General features: G+C 54.2%; 14 protein-coding genes. 6 read left to right on the plus strand and 8 right to left on the minus strand.

Annotated features, from left to right (window positions below; genetic code table 11):
• The first annotated feature begins 249 nt into the window (after nt 1–249).
• On the plus strand, nt 250–3,783 hold the full coding sequence (gene nifJ / locus D9980_RS07800; RefSeq protein WP_121606955.1) for a pyruvate:ferredoxin (flavodoxin) oxidoreductase: 3,534 nt from the start codon (nt 250–252) through the stop codon (nt 3,781–3,783).
• Nucleotides 3,784–3,884: 101 nt separating this feature from the next.
• Here the strand turns inward: nifJ and D9980_RS07805 are convergent, their stop codons facing one another.
• Entirely contained in the window at nt 3,885–4,460 is a 576-nt protein-coding gene (locus tag D9980_RS07805) for a hypothetical protein (RefSeq protein WP_121606956.1), read from the minus strand.
• 148 nt (nt 4,461–4,608) lie between these two features.
• Between D9980_RS07805 and ttcA the strand changes: the two genes are divergently transcribed.
• On the plus strand, nt 4,609–5,550 hold the full coding sequence (ttcA, locus tag D9980_RS07810; RefSeq protein ID WP_024486026.1) for a tRNA 2-thiocytidine(32) synthetase TtcA: 942 nt from the start codon (nt 4,609–4,611) through the stop codon (nt 5,548–5,550).
• 140 nt (nt 5,551–5,690) lie between these two features.
• Nucleotides 5,691–6,089 carry a VOC family protein gene (locus D9980_RS07815; RefSeq protein WP_121606957.1) on the plus strand — a complete coding sequence of 133 codons (399 nt, stop codon included), beginning with the start codon at nt 5,691–5,693 and terminating at the stop codon, nt 6,087–6,089.
• A 328-nt stretch (nt 6,090–6,417) separates the two neighbouring features.
• On the opposite strand, the gene zntB is transcribed toward D9980_RS07815, so the two are convergent.
• The 3 genes from zntB to D9980_RS07830 all read right to left on the minus strand — a co-directional run bounded on the left by zntB (nt 6,418) and on the right by D9980_RS07830 (nt 9,688).
• Complete coding sequence (gene zntB / locus D9980_RS07820; RefSeq protein WP_121606958.1) at nt 6,418–7,401, minus strand: zinc transporter ZntB; 984 nt, start codon at nt 7,399–7,401, stop codon at nt 6,418–6,420.
• A gap of 141 nt (nt 7,402–7,542) precedes the next feature.
• Complete coding sequence (locus D9980_RS07825) at nt 7,543–9,177, minus strand: ABC transporter substrate-binding protein (RefSeq protein ID WP_162304242.1); 1,635 nt, start codon at nt 9,175–9,177, stop codon at nt 7,543–7,545.
• A 160-nt stretch (nt 9,178–9,337) separates the two neighbouring features.
• Complete coding sequence (locus D9980_RS07830; protein WP_024486022.1) at nt 9,338–9,688, minus strand: hypothetical protein; 351 nt, start codon at nt 9,686–9,688, stop codon at nt 9,338–9,340.
• Between the two features lie 148 nt (nt 9,689–9,836).
• Between D9980_RS07830 and mpaA the strand changes: the two genes are divergently transcribed.
• On the plus strand, nt 9,837–10,544 hold the full coding sequence (gene mpaA / locus D9980_RS07835) for a murein tripeptide amidase MpaA (protein ID WP_024486021.1): 708 nt from the start codon (nt 9,837–9,839) through the stop codon (nt 10,542–10,544).
• Here mpaA and ycjG read toward each other — a convergent pair.
• Nucleotides 10,541–11,512 carry an L-Ala-D/L-Glu epimerase gene (gene ycjG / locus D9980_RS07840; RefSeq protein ID WP_024486020.1) on the minus strand — a complete coding sequence of 324 codons (972 nt, stop codon included), beginning with the start codon at nt 11,510–11,512 and terminating at the stop codon, nt 10,541–10,543. The genes mpaA and ycjG overlap by 4 nt on opposite strands.
• A gap of 167 nt (nt 11,513–11,679) precedes the next feature.
• On the opposite strand from ycjG, the gene tpx reads away from it, so the two are divergent.
• Complete coding sequence (gene tpx, locus D9980_RS07845) at nt 11,680–12,183, plus strand: thiol peroxidase (protein WP_021806539.1); 504 nt, start codon at nt 11,680–11,682, stop codon at nt 12,181–12,183.
• Nucleotides 12,184–12,248: 65 nt separating this feature from the next.
• Here the strand turns inward: tpx and tyrR are convergent, their stop codons facing one another.
• Complete coding sequence (tyrR, locus tag D9980_RS07850; protein ID WP_024486019.1) at nt 12,249–13,820, minus strand: transcriptional regulator TyrR; 1,572 nt, start codon at nt 13,818–13,820, stop codon at nt 12,249–12,251.
• 356 nt (nt 13,821–14,176) lie between these two features.
• On the opposite strand from tyrR, the gene D9980_RS07855 reads away from it, so the two are divergent.
• Nucleotides 14,177–14,542, plus strand: coding sequence for a hypothetical protein (locus tag D9980_RS07855; protein WP_024486018.1), 366 nt, complete (start codon nt 14,177–14,179; stop codon nt 14,540–14,542).
• A gap of 122 nt (nt 14,543–14,664) precedes the next feature.
• Here D9980_RS07855 and D9980_RS07860 read toward each other — a convergent pair whose 3' ends face one another.
• Both D9980_RS07860 and D9980_RS07865 read right to left on the minus strand, forming a co-directional pair.
• Nucleotides 14,665–15,948 carry an MFS transporter gene (locus D9980_RS07860; protein ID WP_024486017.1) on the minus strand — a complete coding sequence of 428 codons (1,284 nt, stop codon included), beginning with the start codon at nt 15,946–15,948 and terminating at the stop codon, nt 14,665–14,667.
• Nucleotides 15,949–16,079: 131 nt separating this feature from the next.
• Nucleotides 16,080–17,273, minus strand: coding sequence for a M20 aminoacylase family protein (locus D9980_RS07865; RefSeq protein ID WP_370454300.1), 1,194 nt, complete (start codon nt 17,271–17,273; stop codon nt 16,080–16,082).
• Between the last annotated feature and the right edge of the window lie 166 nt (nt 17,274–17,439).

Consider the following 17,439-nt stretch of genomic DNA (forward strand, 5'->3'; position numbering starts at 1 on the left):
TTCAACTTCTTCTTTCTGTTTCGCGTCACATCAATATGAGACACGGAGATTAAATTAGCGTTACATCGCGGCAACGCTTTACCATTACGCTGCAAATAGTAATTATTTTTTAACGAAATATCACCTTACATCCGGATTTTGTGCGCCACACAAATGCGATAAAGCACAAATAACCCCCTCTGTTAGACTTTGCTGATGATTATAAGAAGCTGACTTTTGCAGCTTTGTGAGCACAGAAAGGTACTGCAGATGATTACTACAGATGGTAATAACGCTGTCGCTTCCGTGGCTTATCGCACCAGTGAAGTGATTGCCATTTACCCAATTACCCCGAGTTCGACCATGGCGGAACAAACCGCTGCCTGGTCCAGTGACGGCAGGAAAAACATTTGGGGCGACGTACCCAACGTGGTGGAGATGCAGTCCGAAGGCGGAGCTATTGCTACCGTGCACGGCGCATTGCAAACCGGCGCGCTTTCCACCTCCTTCACCTCGTCCCAGGGATTGCTGTTGATGATCCCTTCTCTGTATAAGTTGGCCGGGGAGCTGACGCCATTCGTCCTCCACGTTGCCGCTCGCACCGTCGCAACCCATGCATTATCCATCTTTGGCGATCACTCCGACGTGATGGCCGTACGCCAGACCGGTTGCGCCATGCTGTGCGCCAGCAACGTGCAAGAAGCGCAGGATTTCGCGTTGATCGCCCAGACGGCCACGCTAAACAGCCGCCTGCCGTTCATTCATTTCTTCGATGGTTTCCGCACCTCGCATGAAATCAACAAGATCGCCCCGCTGAGTGACGAAACGCTACAGCAGATGATGCCGCAGGACGCCATCGACGCCCACCGCAGCCGGGCTCTCTCACCGGACCATCCCGTCATACGCGGTACGTCAGCCAACCCGGATACCTACTTCCAATCGCGGGAAGCGACCAATCCGTGGTACGACAATACTTACCAGCATGTGCAGCAGGCGATGGACAAGTTTGCTGCCATCACCGGCCGCAGCTATCAACCGTTTGAGTATTACGGCCACCCGCAGGCCGAACGCGTGGTGATCCTGATGGGGTCCGCCATCGGCACCTGTGAAGAAGCGATCGACCACCTGCTGACGCGCGGTGAAAAAGTGGGCGTTGTTAAAGTCCGGCTTTACCGTCCTTTCTCCGCCAAACATCTGCTCGCCGTACTGCCGGAAAGCGCACAAAAAATTGCGGTGCTTGACCGCACCAAAGAGCCGGGTGCTCTGGCCGAGCCTTTATACCTGGATGTGATGACCGCGCTGGCGGAAGCCTTTAGCCGTGGCGAACGCGCCAGCATGCCGATGGTGATTGGCGGGCGCTATGGGCTGTCTTCCAAGGAGTTTGGCCCGGACTGTGCGCTGGCCATTTTCCGCGAGTTGATGCTGGATAAGCCTCGCCCACGCTTTACCGTGGGCATTTTCGACGATATTACCGGTCTTTCACTACCGCTCCACGAAGAAACGCTCCCTCAGCGGGCCTCGCTGGAAGCCCTGTTCTACGGTTTGGGTAGCGATGGTTCGGTCTCTGCCACCAAGAACAACATCAAAATCATCGGCAACAGCACGCCGATGTTTGCCCAAGGCTACTTTGTCTACGACTCGAAAAAGGCCGGCGGCCTGACCGTCTCACACCTGCGGGTTAGCGATAAGCCGATCAATTCGGCGTACCTTATCGACCGCGCCGACTTTGTCGGTTGCCACCAATGGCAGTTTATCGACAAGTATCAAATGGTGGAACGGCTAAAACCTGGCGGCATTTTCCTGCTCAACACACCTTATAGCGCGGATGAAGTCTGGTCACGCCTGCCGCAGGAGGTCCAGGCGATCCTGCATCAGCGCCAGGCAAAACTGTATATCATCAATGCGGCCAAGCTGGCGCGCGAATGTCATTTGGGTGCCCGTATCAATACCGTCATGCAGATGGCCTTCTTCCATCTGACAAAGATCCTGCCGGGTGAAGTGGCGTTGCAGGAGCTACAGGGAGCGATTGCCCGCAGCTACAGCAACAAGGGCCAAGAGGTGGTCGAACGAAACTGGCAGGCCTTGGGGGCAACGCTGAGTGAGCTGACGGAAATCCCGCTGCGCCCACTCGACAGCAACAGCCCGATACGTCCTCCGGTGGTTTCCGACGCCGCACCGTATTTTGTCAAAACCGTTACTGCCGTGATGCTGGCCGGGCTGGGCGATACCCTGCCGGTTTCTGCATTCCCACCGGATGGCACCTGGCCTGTGGGCACCACCCAATGGGAAAAACGCAATATCGCCGAGGAAGTACCGATCTGGCAGCCGGACCTGTGTACTCAGTGCAACCACTGCGTCGCCGCCTGTCCGCATTCAGCCATTCGTGCCAAGGTGGTTCCGCCAGAAGCCATGGAGTACGCCCCTGCCACACTGCAATCACTGGATGTAAAATCCCGTGATATGCGCGGCCAGAAATACGTATTGCAGGTCGCCCCAGAGGACTGTACCGGCTGTAACCTGTGCGTAGAGGTTTGCCCGGCGAAAGATCGCCAGAATCCGGAAATCAAGGCGATCAATATGGCATCCCGCCTCGATCATCTGGCAGAGGAAAAGGCCCATTATGACTTCTTCCTGCAACTGCCAGAGATCGACGCTTCGCAATTGGAACGCATCGATATCCGCACCTCGCAGCTGATCTCTCCGCTGTTTGAATATTCGGGTGCCTGTTCCGGCTGTGGCGAAACGCCGTATATCAAGCTGCTGACCCAGCTGTATGGCGACCGATTGCTGATCGCCAACGCCACCGGCTGTTCTTCGATCTATGGCGGTAACCTACCCACCACGCCTTACACCACCAACGCCGACGGCCGTGGACCAGCCTGGGCAAACTCGCTGTTTGAGGATAATGCCGAATTTGGTCTGGGCTTCCGCCTGACGGTGGATCAGCACCGCCGCCGCGTATTGCGTCTGCTCGACACGTTGGCACCGCAATTACCTGCCCAGTTGGTAGCCTCATTGCAGGCAGAAGAGATCGCCACCGGCCCGCGCCGCCAGCAGATCGCCGAATTACGTAGCCTGTTGGCTAACGTGGCAGGTAACGACGCCCGTCAGCTAGCTACCGATGCCGACTATCTGGTAGATAAGTCTATCTGGCTGATCGGCGGTGACGGCTGGGCCTACGATATCGGCTTCGGCGGTCTGGATCATGTGCTGAGCCTGACGGAAAACGTCAACGTGCTGGTGCTGGATACGCAGTGCTACTCCAATACCGGCGGGCAGCAATCCAAGGCCACTCCGCTAGGGGCCGTGACCAAGTTTGGTGAGCACGGCAAGCGCAAGGCCCGTAAAGATCTTGGCGTCAGCATGATGATGTACGGCCATGTGTATGTTGCGCAGATCTCGTTGGGCGCGCAGCTTAACCAGACGGTGAAAGCGATTCAGGAGGCAGAAGCCTACCCCGGCCCCTCCCTGATCATCGCCTACAGCCCTTGTGAGGAACACGGTTACGATCTGGCGCTCAGCCACGACCAGATGCGGCAGCTAACCGCGACCGGCTTCTGGCCGCTGTATCGCTTCGATCCGCGTCGTACTGCGGAAGGCAAAGCCGCGTTGGCGCTGGACTCCCGGCCACCGAACAGTGAGCTGACGGCGACCTTGAATAAGGAACAGCGTTTCCGCCGCCTTAACACGCAGCAGCCTGAAGTTGCCGCCGCGTTGTATGAAGCAGCAGAAAAAGAGCTGAAAGAGAAATACGATTTCCTTAGCTTGCTGGCTGGAAAGTCTGAGAAGGCAGGTTCGGAGTAACTCTGTTGAGGGCGCGGTTTCGCGCCCTTTTTTGCTCTGGTTCACTATGTAAGGCGCTGCATGCTGCGCCCATCCAAATGATCGTGGCCACACCTGAATACTTACGAGCTGTTTTTTAATATCAGTGAGCAAGTGTAGTCGCACTCTAAGAGCCAGAAAAAGCGCTTTGCGGTTTCCCTTATGTAATCACACTGTTTTTGACGTGGAATGTCGAAGTGTCTTGGGAACATAACATGTAAATAACCATACTCCTCATCAAAGCAATCAACGAAATCGCTTCGGACCCCATTCCAATAGTTAACAACTCGATTTAACATTGCGCTATCAAATTCATACCAGCGATCGAACGTGTCGATTAACGTGCCCCAAACGACGTTTTCATCCTCAGACCAGGCCAAAATCTTAAAGCATCGTCGAAAATAGTAGACCGTGGCCTCCAAGCTATCTGGATAGGGCTTACCGATATCTTTGAGGTATGCTGCAAAATAAGTTTGTACCTCTTCCCTGATTAAATCCTTGTCCAGCCCTAGCGAAGCCAATATCAGCAAATTGCTAGAAGGATCACCAGCCAACACCCTCTGTTCAGCCCAGTCAGTGAAGTCACGTAAGTTTTGAATGGTAAAATCAGGTCTCGTCTTTGCGAGGAGATCCTTTAAATCTGTTGCGTTGCCAACCACAGCCTATCCCTGAATGGCTATGAAACTTGACCTGACATTACCACAGCTCAAACGAATAATGACCAAATCCTCCCAGAGAATGCTAAACTTGCCCGCTAAAAGTGTCATACCGCCGTAGCGCACCCAAATGAGAACGAGCACGATTTAAATGTCAGAAAATCAAACAATTAGCCAAAAAGAGCAGTACAACCTCAACAAACTGCAAAAACGCCTGCGCCGCAACGTGGGTGAAGCTATCGCCGCCTACAACATGATTGAGGAAGGCGATCGCATCATGGTTTGCCTGTCCGGCGGGAAAGACAGCTACACCATGCTGGAGATCCTGCGCAATCTGCAAAAAAGCGCTCCGGTGAACTTCTCACTGGTCGCGGTGAATCTCGATCAGAAACAGCCCGGCTTCCCCGAGCACATCCTGCCAGCCTATCTGGAAAGCCTGGGGGTGGAATATAAGATCGTTGAAGAAAACACCTACAGCATCGTGAAGGATAAGATCCCGGAAGGCAAAACCACCTGCTCCCTGTGCTCACGCCTGCGCCGCGGTATCCTTTACCGTACCGCCACCGAGCTGGGTGCCACCAAGATTGCCCTTGGCCACCACCGTGACGATATCCTGCAAACGCTGTTCCTCAACATGTTCTACGGCGGCAAGCTGAAAGGTATGCCACCCAAGTTGATGAGCGACGATGGTAAACACGTGGTGATCCGCCCGCTGGCCTATTGCCGCGAGAAAGACATCGAGCGTTTCTCGGTAGCGAAAGAATTCCCGATTATCCCGTGCAACCTGTGTGGCTCACAGCCAAACCTGCAACGCCAGGTGATTGGCGATATGCTGCGCGACTGGGACAAACGCTACCCAGGCCGCATCGAAACCATGTTCAGCGCCATGCAGAACGTGGTGCCTTCACATCTGTGCGATACCGAACTGTTTGACTTCAAAGGCATTCACCACGGCAGCGAAGTGGTCGATGGTGGCGATTTGGCGTTTGACCGTGAAGATATTCCACTGCAACCGGTGGGTTGGCAGCCGGAAGACTCGGATGACAACGGCTCACCCGCGTTTGAACGCCTGAACGTGCTGGAAATCAAATAGTCCCTCTCTCCGCCTGTGCCCGCAGGCGGAGGTTTTTTCCCCGCTTAATTTTAGATCCTGTTCACAATTCACGCATAAAGTGCCTGACAGTGCGGTTTTTACCTTATACTGTTTATTTATACAGTCAAAGGAGACCAACGATGAATATCACCCCCTGCCTTTCCCACGTCTCGCTGGGAACCAACAATTTCGATGCCGCCGCACAGTTTTACGACCAGGTTCTCGGTGCGTTAGGCTGCCGACGCGTGCTGGAACACCCTGGCGCTATCGGCTATGGTCGTGACTATCCCGAATTTTGGTTGCAACTACCGATAGACGGCAAACCCGCAGGCACCGCAAACGGTGTGCATGTTGGCTTCTTCGCCACCAGCAAGCAGCAGGTTGATGAGTTTTATCAGCAGGCGGTCGCCGCTGGGGCACAAGGAGACGGTGCTCCGGGCTCACGGCCACATTACGGTGCCGCCTATTACGGCTGTTTCGTCCGCGATCTGGATGGCCACAAGATAGAGGCCAGTTTCTGGGACGAAAGCGCGGCTTAGCCTAATCAAGGCGGCGTGTTGTTAATTGGGCGATCTTAGACGGCATGTCGCTAACTGGGCGCAGCATGCAGCGCCCCTACGGAGTGAGCCGGTTGTTTGGGATTCGCCAAAGAGAAAAAAGCATAAAAAAATGCCGGTGATTAAACCGGCATCGTATTGAATTAAATGTGCTATGCAATAATTCTAAAAATAAGTAAATAAAACAATTATGGAGCGCAACGCCCATCGCTTGACGTTGCATTCACCTGCAAGAGCAAGAATGCCGTAGTTCGCGTAGGCAAATGTTGATACTGCTCAACTTTACTCGCGTTTTCGCCACTATTTGTCGTTATAGCCAGCGGCTCCGTCTCAGCCACCAGGCAACCCCCCCGACCAATGCCACCAACATGAAGCAGAAAGAGGCAAACGCCAGTGGGCTGCCGCTGCCTGGGATCCCCCCCAGGTTGACCCCGAACAGCCCGGTCAAGAAAGTGGTTGGCAGGAAGACCATCGCCATCAGCGACATGGTGTAAGTACGGCGGTTCATGGCGTCAGCCATCACGGTGGTGATTTCATCCGACAGGATCGCCGTGCGGGCAATGCTGCCATCCAGGTCATCTAATCCGCGCCCCAGGCGATCGGCAATGTCCTGCATGCGGCGGCGTTCATCGTCATTCATCCACGGCAGGCGGTCACTCGCTAAACGCGAAAACACATCGCGCTGCGGGGCCATGTAGCGGCGTAATACAATCAACTGTTTGCGGATCAGCGCCAACTGCCCACGTTCCGGGGTTTGCTGTTCCAATAACGCATCTTCCAGATCGATGATCTTGTCGTGCAGATCTTCGATGAATTCACTGGTGTGGTCGGTCAGCGCATCAGCGATTTCTACCAGCCAGTTACCGCTATTAATCGGCCCCTGGCCATTGCGCAATTCATTAACCACCTCATCGATCGAGTAGACCTTGCGATGGCGGGTGGAGATAATCATTTTATCGGTGATATAGACGCGGAACGTCACCAGTTGATCGGGCCGTGAGTCCGTATTGAAATTGATGCCGCGTAGCGTGATCAGCGTGCCGTCGCCCAATCGAGTAACGCGTGGCCGGGTGCTTTCCCCCGCCAGCGCTTGTCTTACCAGATCTGGCAGCAGCGGCGTGTTGGCAATCCACTCGGCGCTGGCCGGATGGGCATAGTCCAGATGCAGCCAACATGGCTCCTCGCTGGTGATCTTATCGTCATCCTCAATTGGCGTGGTGCCACCCTTGCCGTCGAGTTGATAGGCATAGACCGCGTCGGGCACCTGCAGTTCGCGCCCCTCAATGACATCCATTCAAAACCCTCATTATTTTGCCGTTGATACAGAGTCTAGCGTTATTGCCTTAGGGATCAAAGTGGCAACGCCGTAACGGGATCTGAAAGTAAAAAGCCCCCGTGTTGGCGAGGGCTTGGGCAGGCGTCAGGACTCTGAACATCAATGTTTCAGAATATACATTTCCTGGCTGTAGGCGACATCTTCTGGGTTAGTGATTGGGTAGCCCTTCACCCAAGGTTTGATCAGACGCCCGTTGGTATATTGATAGATCGGGGCGATCGGGGCCTCGGCCGCAATCATCTGCTCGGCCTTGTTATAGTCGGCGGTTAACGCCGTTGGATTAGTCTCGCGACTGGCATCGGCCAACAGGCGGTCGTATTGCGGGCTGTTAAATTTGGCGATATTCCCGCTGTGTGAAGAGGTCAGCAGCGACAGGAAGGTCGAGGCCTCGTTGTAATCCCCCACCCAGGAGGCGCGAACCACGTCGAAATTGCCGGTGTTACGGCTGTCGATATAGGTTTTCCACTCCTGATTTTGCAGTTTAACGTCAACGCCCAATGTTTGCTTCCACATTGACGCCACGGCAATGGCAATCTTTTGGTGGCTCTCTGAAGTGTTATACAGCAGGGTCAATTTCAGAGGATGGTTCGGGCCATAACCCGCTGCCTGCATCAGCGCCTTGGCTTGCTCGTTCAACTCTTCCTGAGACTGTTGCTGCAGCAGGCTGGTTTCCGGCTTAAAGCCCGCAGTGACATCCGGCGTGAAGTGGTAGGCCGGTTTCTCGCCGGTGCCCAGCACTTTCTCGGCAATGATCTTGCGATCGATAGCGTAAGACAAGGCTTTACGCACCCGAACATCATTAGTTGGCGCACGCTGGGTATTGAACGCGTAGTAATAAGTGCCGAGTTGGTCCGGTGTGTAGACCTGGTCCGGGATATCCTTCAACAGCTTTTGGTACATGTTTTTCGGGAAGGATTCGGTAATATCGATATCACCAGCCTGATAACGCTTGGTGGCGTTAGATTCCTGGTTGATCGGTACAAAGGTCACCTTGGTCAACACCGTGTGTTTATGATCCCAATAATGGTTGTTCGGCACCAGTACCAGTTTCTCGTTAACCACTCGCTCTTGCAGTTTGAATGCGCCGTTGCCTACCAGATTGCCCACTTTGGTCCAGTCATTGCCGTATTGCTCAACCACGGCTTTAGGAACCGGGAACAGGCTGAAATTCGCCGTCAGGCTGACAAAATAGGGCACCGGTTTGTTCAGTTGTACTTTTAACGTGTGGTCATCCACCGCCACTACGCCCAGCTTATCGATGGGCAGCTTACCGGCGATAATCTCTTCGGCATTCTGGATCCCGGCTAGCTGAGCAAACCAGGCAAACGGCGACAGGCTTTTCGGATCGACCAGCCGTTGCCAGCTATACACGAAGTCTTTCGCCGTGACAGGGTCACCGTTGGACCAGCGGGCATCTTTGCGTAGCGTGAAGATATAGGTCTGGTTATCCGAGGTCTGCCAGCGCGTGGCGACACCGGGGATCACTTTGCCATGCGCGTCCTGATTCACCAGCCCTTCAAACAGATCGCGTGCCACCTGCGCTTCTGGCAGGCCCACGGCTTTAATCGGATCGAGCGACGCCGGCTCATCTTTGATGTGCCGCACGATCTCCTGTTTCTCCGCCAGAGCGGTACCTGGGGGAACCTGAGCTGCCATAGCACCACTAATACCCGCGCTGATGGTGACCGCGCAAAGCGTTAAACGAAAACTCGCCAGAGTTTTTCTTCTCGTCATGTTAGATATGCCCCAGTTAACCCCATGAATTTTTTATCATATAGCACAAAGATACCCGCCACCTATAGCCACGCGTAACAAGAATGTAAAAAGTGGATGTTTGATCCAAAAAAAAGCCCGCAGCCATTATCGGCAATGCGGGCTGTTTGCTTAGGCAGGATCAGTCGTAAAGATGAATACTGGCGATCTTATAGCTGAACTCTTCCCCTTCTTCTTCATCGAAGATGGTGAAATAGCCTTTCTCTACCAGCGGGTTGAGCTGGATATCGGTCTTTTGCAACTGGCGTGATTCGGCGTCGTCAAAACCATAGTCGAGGAAGAACTCCCCTTTCTGATGATCCACGTGCAGGGTGAACGGATAGTTGGATTCATCCCCACGCCCATCGTCATTTTTCACTACGCCAAACCACTCACCCTGGCGGATCTGGTTTTCTGCATCCACGCCGCACAGTAGGGTGATGGTGTCTTTTTCGTTTTCGCTGTAACGCGCGACTATTCTGGCAACTGGCATGATAAATCCTCTTTGTCGTTAGCACTCTGCCGATAGTATAACAATAGACATCACTTTATTCGCTTAACAGACTGGGAAAGATGAGCGAAAGCGTAATACACTCAATAACATCGCAATTATTTCTGACTTTGGCTTAAAGGGAAACCCCATGACCCAACACAGACCGCGCAGTGAGCGTGGCCAGCTGGCAGTTGCAGGTGAAACTTACGGTAAATCGATGTTAGGCGCCCCGCTGCTGTATTTCCCGGCGGCCAAAAGTGGCCCGGAAACCGGGCTGGTGATTGCAGGCACCCACGGTGACGAAACTGCCGCGGTGGTGACGTTATCCTGCGCATTACGCAGTATCGCCCCCGCCCAACTGCGTCATCATGTGATCCTGGCGGTCAATCCGGATGGTTGCCAGCTTGGATTGAGATCCAATGCCAACGGCGTCGATCTGAACCGCAATTTCCCGGCGGCCAACTGGCGCTCTGGCGATACGGTCTACCGTTGGAACAGTGCAGCGGAGGCTCGTGACGTGCGGCTCTCTACCGGCGGCAGGCCCGGTTCCGAACCAGAAACCCAGGGATTGTGCCATTTGATCCATCGCCTGAAGCCACGCTGGGTGGTGTCCTTCCATGAACCATTGGCCTGTATCGAAGATCCGGAAAGCTCCGCGCTGGGGGTTTGGCTGGCGCATAAGTTTGCCCTGCCGCTGGTGACCAGCGTCGGCTATGAAACGCCGGGTTCATTCGGCAGTTGGTGTGCAGACTTGTCCTTGCCCTGCATCACCGCCGAGTTCCCGCCTATTTCAGCCGACGCGGCCAGCGAAAACTACCTTGCCGCCATGGTCGAGTTGCTGACCTACGCCGACTAGCGTGAAAGCTCAATAGCACCGCACTCAAAGGCCAAACCTGGCACTACGTCTTTTGCCAGCCAGGTTGGGCCATCCAGATCCACAAAACGTGCGCCAGGCACCAACGGCAGCGCTGCAGTAATGGCTCTTGAGGTGCAGAGCATACAGCCGAGCATGATCTCGAAGCCCTGCGCGCGTGCCTGTGCGGCAAGCTGTAACCCTTCGGTAAGCCCGCCGGTTTTATCCAGTTTAATGTTGACCATCTGATAGCGCCCCGCCAACCGAGGCAGATCGCCGCTGGTGTGGCAACTCTCGTCGGCGCAAATCGGTAATGGATGGATGAAGTTTTCCAGGGCGCTGTCGTCGCTGGCCGGTAAAGGTTGCTCCAGCATCGCCACGCCTAAATCCGCCAGCAGTTGGCAACGCGATGCCAAGCCTTCCGCCTGCCAGGATTCATTGGCATCGACGATCAACGTCATCTGCGGCACCGCCGTGCGGATCGCCACCAGCCTTTCGCTGATCAGGTGATCGTCGAGCTTGATTTTCAGCAGCGTCGCGCCCTGTTGTTCCAGCTCTTTAGCGGCAAACGCCATCGCTTCCGGCGAGCCGATGCTGAGCGTTTGCGCCATCACTACCCGTTCCGGTGCGGTAACGCCGCTCAATTGCCACAGATCTTTGCCTGCAAGGCGGCATTCCAAATCCCACAGTGCCGAATCGACCGCGTTACGAGCCGCCCCCGCGGGCATCAGGTGTTGCAACTCCTGCCGAGTCACCCCTTGCGCGATGGCCGTGGACACTTCGGCCAACTGCTCCATCACTGAGGTTTCGCTCTCGCCGTAGCGCGGATAAGGGGTGCATTCACCGACACCGCGCATCCCCTGCTGTTCAATCTCTACCACCACGACTTTGGCTTCGGTCCGGCTACCGCGTGCGATCACAAAGGCGGTGTGCAATGGCCAGGCTTCAGGGTAAAAACGCATGCTTCTCATAACGGCTCCCGAGCGAAAAAAGCACATAAAGTCAGTCCACTATACCTGCAGTTTATAAACTTTATCTATCCAAGGTGCGATTGTTGCCTTAAACTGCTTCGAGATTGTGAACCCGGTGTTAATCGGCTTCACATCTTTGTATAAACATCGTTGAAAGGAACCGAGCAATGACTCAGACCGTACATTTTCAAGGCAACCCTGTCACTGTAGCAGGCAAACTGCCACAGCAGGGCGAGCAGGCAAAAAGCTTTACCCTGGTTGCCAAAGACCTGTCAGACGTTGCACTGAGCAGCTTCGTGGGTAAACGCAAAGTCCTGAACATCTTCCCAAGCATTGATACCGGCGTCTGTGCCGCATCGGTGCGTAAATTCAACCAGTTGGCGAGTGGCCTGGATAACACCATGGTCCTGTGCATTTCTTCCGACCTGCCGTTCGCCCAGTCACGCTTCTGCGGTGCAGAAGGCCTGAACAACGTGGTTACCCTGTCTACCCTGCGCGGCGGTGATTTCAAGCAGGCGTATGGTGTAGAGATCGCCGAAGGTCCATTGGCCGGTCTGACCGCGCGCGCCGTGGTGGTGCTGGATGGCCAGGACAACGTGCTGTATAGCGAGCTGGTAAACGAAATTACCACCGAGCCAGACTATGATGCAGCGCTTGCCGCGCTGAAATAAGCCCGTAGATAGCAAAAAGCCCGGTTTTTAAGCCGGGCTTTTTTATGCCTGAAAATGAGGGACTGTTATTCTTCGCTGTCGTCGGTGAGCTTGCGATTGCTCAGCCCGTATTCCCGCAGCTTATTGGCAATTGCCGTATGCGAGACGCCCAAACGCTTGGCCAGTTTGCGGGTGCTGGGATAAGTGCGATAAAGACGAGTCAGTACCGAGCGTTCAAAACGCTTGCTGATATCATCCAGCGAGCCTTCCATCACTTCATCCCCTAACGCTATCTCCACCTCAAAATCCGGCAGAATGATATCTTGCGGGCGCAGCTCGTAGCCGTCCGTTTGGGTCAGGGCACGATAGATGGCGTTCTTCAGCTGTCGCACGTTGCCAGGCCAGCCGTACTTGCACAGGAAGCTACTGAGATCGTTGGCCAGTTTCGGCCTGGCGACCCCTTGTTCATCGGCAAAGCGCGCCACAAACAGCTCGGTGAGTGGCATGATATCCTGCGGGCGTTCGCGCAGCGGCGGGATGGTGATGGTCAGCACGTTCAAACGGTAATAGAGATCTTCACGGAATTCACCGCGCTGCACCAGTTCGGTCAGGTTTTTCTGCGTGGCGCAGATCACCCGCACGTCCACATGCACCTCATGCTCTTCCCCTACCCGGCGGAACGTACCGTCGTTGAGGAAACGCAGCAGTTTGGTTTGCATGCGTGGCGACATCTCGCCAATCTCATCCAGCAATACCGAGCCACCGTTGGCCTGCTCAAAGAAGCCCTTCTTACCTTCCAACGCATTCGGATAAGCACCCGGCGCATGGCCAAACAGTTCGCTCTCTACCACATCGTCCGGCAAGGCGGCACAGTTCAGCGCCAGGAACGGCTGTTTGCCACGTGGGCTGCGCAGGTGGCAGGCCCGCGCCAGAATATCTTTCCCCGTGCCGGTATCGCCCACAATCAGCAATGGGGCATCCAGCATGGCCAGTTTACGCGCCTGCTCCAGCACGTGGCGCATTTTCGGGCTGACGGCGACAATATGGTCAAACTCGGTATCGTCATTCACCGACAGGTTCTGCAGCTGGCGGCCCATGCGGGCAGTGGATTTGAGCATTACCACGGCGCCCACGGGAGCATTCTGCTGTTGCTCATCTTCCAGATAGATCGGGGTGATATCCATCAGGAAATCCTGGCTGCGGATCACCACCCGCTCGGAATGCGGCTTAGTGTCTTCACTCTCCAGCCAGCGGCTGAAGTTATAGCCGCCAATCAGTTGGCTCGCCGTTTGATTGCGGATCTTGTCTTCGCTGAAGTTGAACAGCGTCTGAGCCGCCGGGTTAGTCAGTTCCACCTTGCCTTTCATATCGATGGAAAACACCGGTTCCGGCATCGACTCCAGCAACGCACGTAACGCACGGTGTTCACGTTCGGAAGGCATAAAGTTAACGGTGCGCACATCGGTCACACCGCTGATGCGCCGGATCTCCGCCATCAGCGCGCGGAAGGTATCAAAATCCAGCTGGGAAAAATTGAGGTAAATACGGCCGATAGGATCAATTTCGATGCCGCGCAGGTCGATACCGCGCGATACCAAAAGATCGAGTAATTCTCGAGTGAGACCGAGACGGTCTTCGCAAAATACTTCCAAACGCATCAGTATTGGCCTTATCTCTGCAGGTGCGGGGATGTCTGGTGATGATGATAACCTCTCCCCCGGAAGGAAGAAGCGATCTGTCAGCAAAAGTTGACAGAGCTCCAGTTTATCACTGCTATTAGCGGTTTTAAACGCCAGCCAATAACACCATCGGCGTAATTTTAGCTTATTTCTAGAGAGTTATCATATTCAGCATTATTTTGGCAGCGGATTATCATGCGGTCACAGGGGGATGTTCTTTCGTCAATCTGTGGTTACAAACTGAGAAAAGAGCCCTCTCCGGTTACAAATGATAGTAATTCTCGTCTGAGTATTTTATAGTTGCGCTGCGTAACTATAAAGAAAGAGAGATGACCATGCTTAGAAAGCATTCACTGGCAGCATTTTGCTGCACCACGCTGTTGTTGAGCGCCCCAACTCAAGCGCTGGACCTATCCTATAAGGCGCCGGAGCCCAGCATTAAAGCCGCCCCCGCCCCCAAAGCCGTACCTGGGCCCGCGGAAAAAACCGCCAAGGCGCCAGTGGTCTGGTCAGAATCAGAAGATAAAACCGGCTTCAGTGCCAATCTTGAATGCGACCATCCCAGCTGCAGCCGCCCACGCGACAAATCGTATTCGACGCTTAATCGCCCTGTGAAAAAAACCGATCGCCTGCGCCAGTCCGATCCCTACTCCACCAATCAGGATCCCGATTACAGCGTGAACATGGGTTATAAGTGGTAATGACGCTTAAGAATCTCTGATAGAAGACGTGCTTAGCCGCAAGCTCATGGGTGACGAAGCGACCAGAATTACCCAAAAGAGCAAGCCCTCTCACTATATGAGAGGGTTGGAGTGAGGGGTAATTAATTGAGCGGTGCCTGGCTGGTTTCCTTGATGTACAGGAAGGCGAACAGCGATAAAACACAACCGGCAATCACGTAAAACGCCGGGGCCGTGGTATTACCGGTTAGCTTGATCAGATAGGAAGCCACCGATAATGAGAAACCGCCAAAGATCCCCACGGCAACGCTATAAACCAGCGATAACCCGGTGGTTCTTACCCGCCTTGGGAATATTTCCGGCAAAATGGTGATGGACGGCGAAGCACCGATAATATTGATAATGCTCAGCACAATCATAACCGCAAACAACATTTCAATACTGGGGTGGGTGCTGAGTAAATAAAAGGCCGGATAAATCAGCACAACTATTGCTATTCTCGCCCAGGCAATCAACCGGACCCTGCCCACTTTATCTGACCACATTCCCGCTAGCGGCCCACCAATCAGCGTAATCAAACCGGCGATGGCACCGATTAACATGCTATAGCTGGTATCCAGTTTTAATATACTGATGGCGTAGTTGGGAATATAAAACATGATGATCATATGTGGGATGGTTCCCCCCATCGTCAGCAAAATTCCCGCCAAGGTTTCTTTATAATAGGTAGTTATCACTTCCAGCAAGGGTATTTTGCTAACGCTTTCGGTGGCCGTTGGTAAGGTGTGAGTGGCGGTTTCTTCCAGCTTAAAGCGAATATACAGCCCCACCGGAACAATCACGATGCCAAACAGGAACGGGATACGCCAGCCCCAGGCTTCCACACTCGCCTCTGGCATGCAATTTACCAGGATCACCAACGTCATGGCGGCAAATACGTTGCCCGCACCTTGGCTCGCTACCTGCCATCCCCCGTAAAACCCGCGATTATGGGGTTTAGCATACTCCACCAGCAGGGTCGTTGATGCGCCTAACTCACCGCCGGCGGAGAAGCCTTGCATCAACCTGGCCAGGGTAATAATGATCGGGGCCGCAGTCCCGATGCTTTCATATGACGGGGTGATACCAATCGTCAGGGTACTGAGCCCCATCAGCAGGAACGTCAGCGTCATGGCGGGCTTGCGCCCTTTTTTATCGGCATAATGGCCGATGACCAGTGCCCCCAGCGGCCTGGCAAGATAACCCATCCCAAAGATCAGGAAGGTCATCGTCATGCTCACCAAAGGGTCTGTCGCGGGGAAATAAGCTTTTGCTATATAGGTCGCAAAAAATGCGTAAAGCACCAGATCAAAAAACTCTAAGCCATTGCCTAACGTGGTAGCCACAATGGCCCTAGCCGGGGACTTTCTTTCCTTGACGCTATCCATGGCCTGTCCTTAATTTCATTTGTAGGGGCGCCGCATGCTTCGCCCGTACAGATAATCGATGTTATGCCAGGATCGAACATTTTCGACCCTGACAAATTCAGGAGTATCACTAACTTATTAAAGACCGAGGTTTATTCCTTCAGGAATTCCTGCGTCAACGCAGACCAATAGGCGATCCCTCTGAGTATGATTTCATCATTAAAATCATAGCCGGGGTTGTGTACCATGCAGCTATTTTCACCCTGGCCGTTACCTAATAATAAATAACTGCCCGGGCACTGGTTCAGCATAAAGGCAAAGTCTTCGCTGCCCATCAACGGTTCCGGGATATCAATCACCTGCTGGGGATGGCTATCACCCATTAAATTTTGCGCCACCTGCTTGGCAAAGCGGGTCATCTCCGGTTGGTTGACCAACACGGGATAGGTGTGATCATAATCAATATCGATCCTGGCACCGTATGAGGCCGCCTGGGCCGCCACTAACGTCTTGATGCGCTCTTCCAACAACTCCCTGATTTGCGGATCCAACGCGCGCACGCTTAACTTTAATACCGCTGAGTCGGCGATAACATTACTGGCCATACCGGACTGGAATGAACCTACGGTGATCACACCCGGCTCTTGCGCGCCCAGATTACGCGCGACGATCGTCTGCAATGCCATCACAATACTGGCCCCGACGACCACGGCATCAACGGTGCCCTTCGGCATCGCACCATGACCCCCTTTGCCGTGAATGGTGATGGTGACCGTATCACTGGAGGCCATAAACGCCCCCTCGCCAAAAACAAATTGCCCCTGCGGGAAGCCCGGCATGTTGTGCATGGCAAAAACGGCATCACAGGGGAAGCGTTTAAACAGGCCGTCGTCGATCATCTTCTGGGCACCGGCCAACCCCTCTTCTGCGGGTTGAAAAATGAGGTGCAAGGTGCCATCGAAACAGGCGTGGTCGGCCAGATAATGTGCCGCGCCAAGCAGCATCGCGGTGTGGCCGTCATGCCCGCAGGCATGCATGATGCCTTCGTGCTGGCTGCTGTAAGGGAGTTGCGTATTTTCCAGGATCGGCAAGGCATCCATATCTGCCCGAATACCTAACGTGCGGGGGCTGTTGCCTCTTTTCAACGTCCCAACCAGGCCGGTGATACCGAGCCCTCTTGTCACCTGATACCCCCACTCCTCAAGCTTTCTCGCTACCAGATCGGCGGTTTGTCGTTCCTCGAATCCCAGTTCAGGGTACTGATGAATATGTCGACGGAGGGTTTGGCTTTCGTCGGCATAGGGTTGTAAGGTCTCTAAGTTCGGCTCACGGTGCGGCATGTTCATTACCTCCTGTCCTTGGGATTGATGTCTTGGTGCTAAAGCGGCGAGCTAATATCGCGGATCTTCCGCTGGCGCAGTCAGATATTCAGATTAATTGTTGGTCAAATATACCGTCTTCTTTGCCGCTGTCCGTGGGATTTTTCGTGACCAAGACCGCAAAACAAACACT

The organism is Serratia sp. 3ACOL1 (assembly GCF_003668775.1).
Taxonomy (GTDB): Bacteria; Pseudomonadota; Gammaproteobacteria; order Enterobacterales; family Enterobacteriaceae; genus Chania; species Chania fonticola.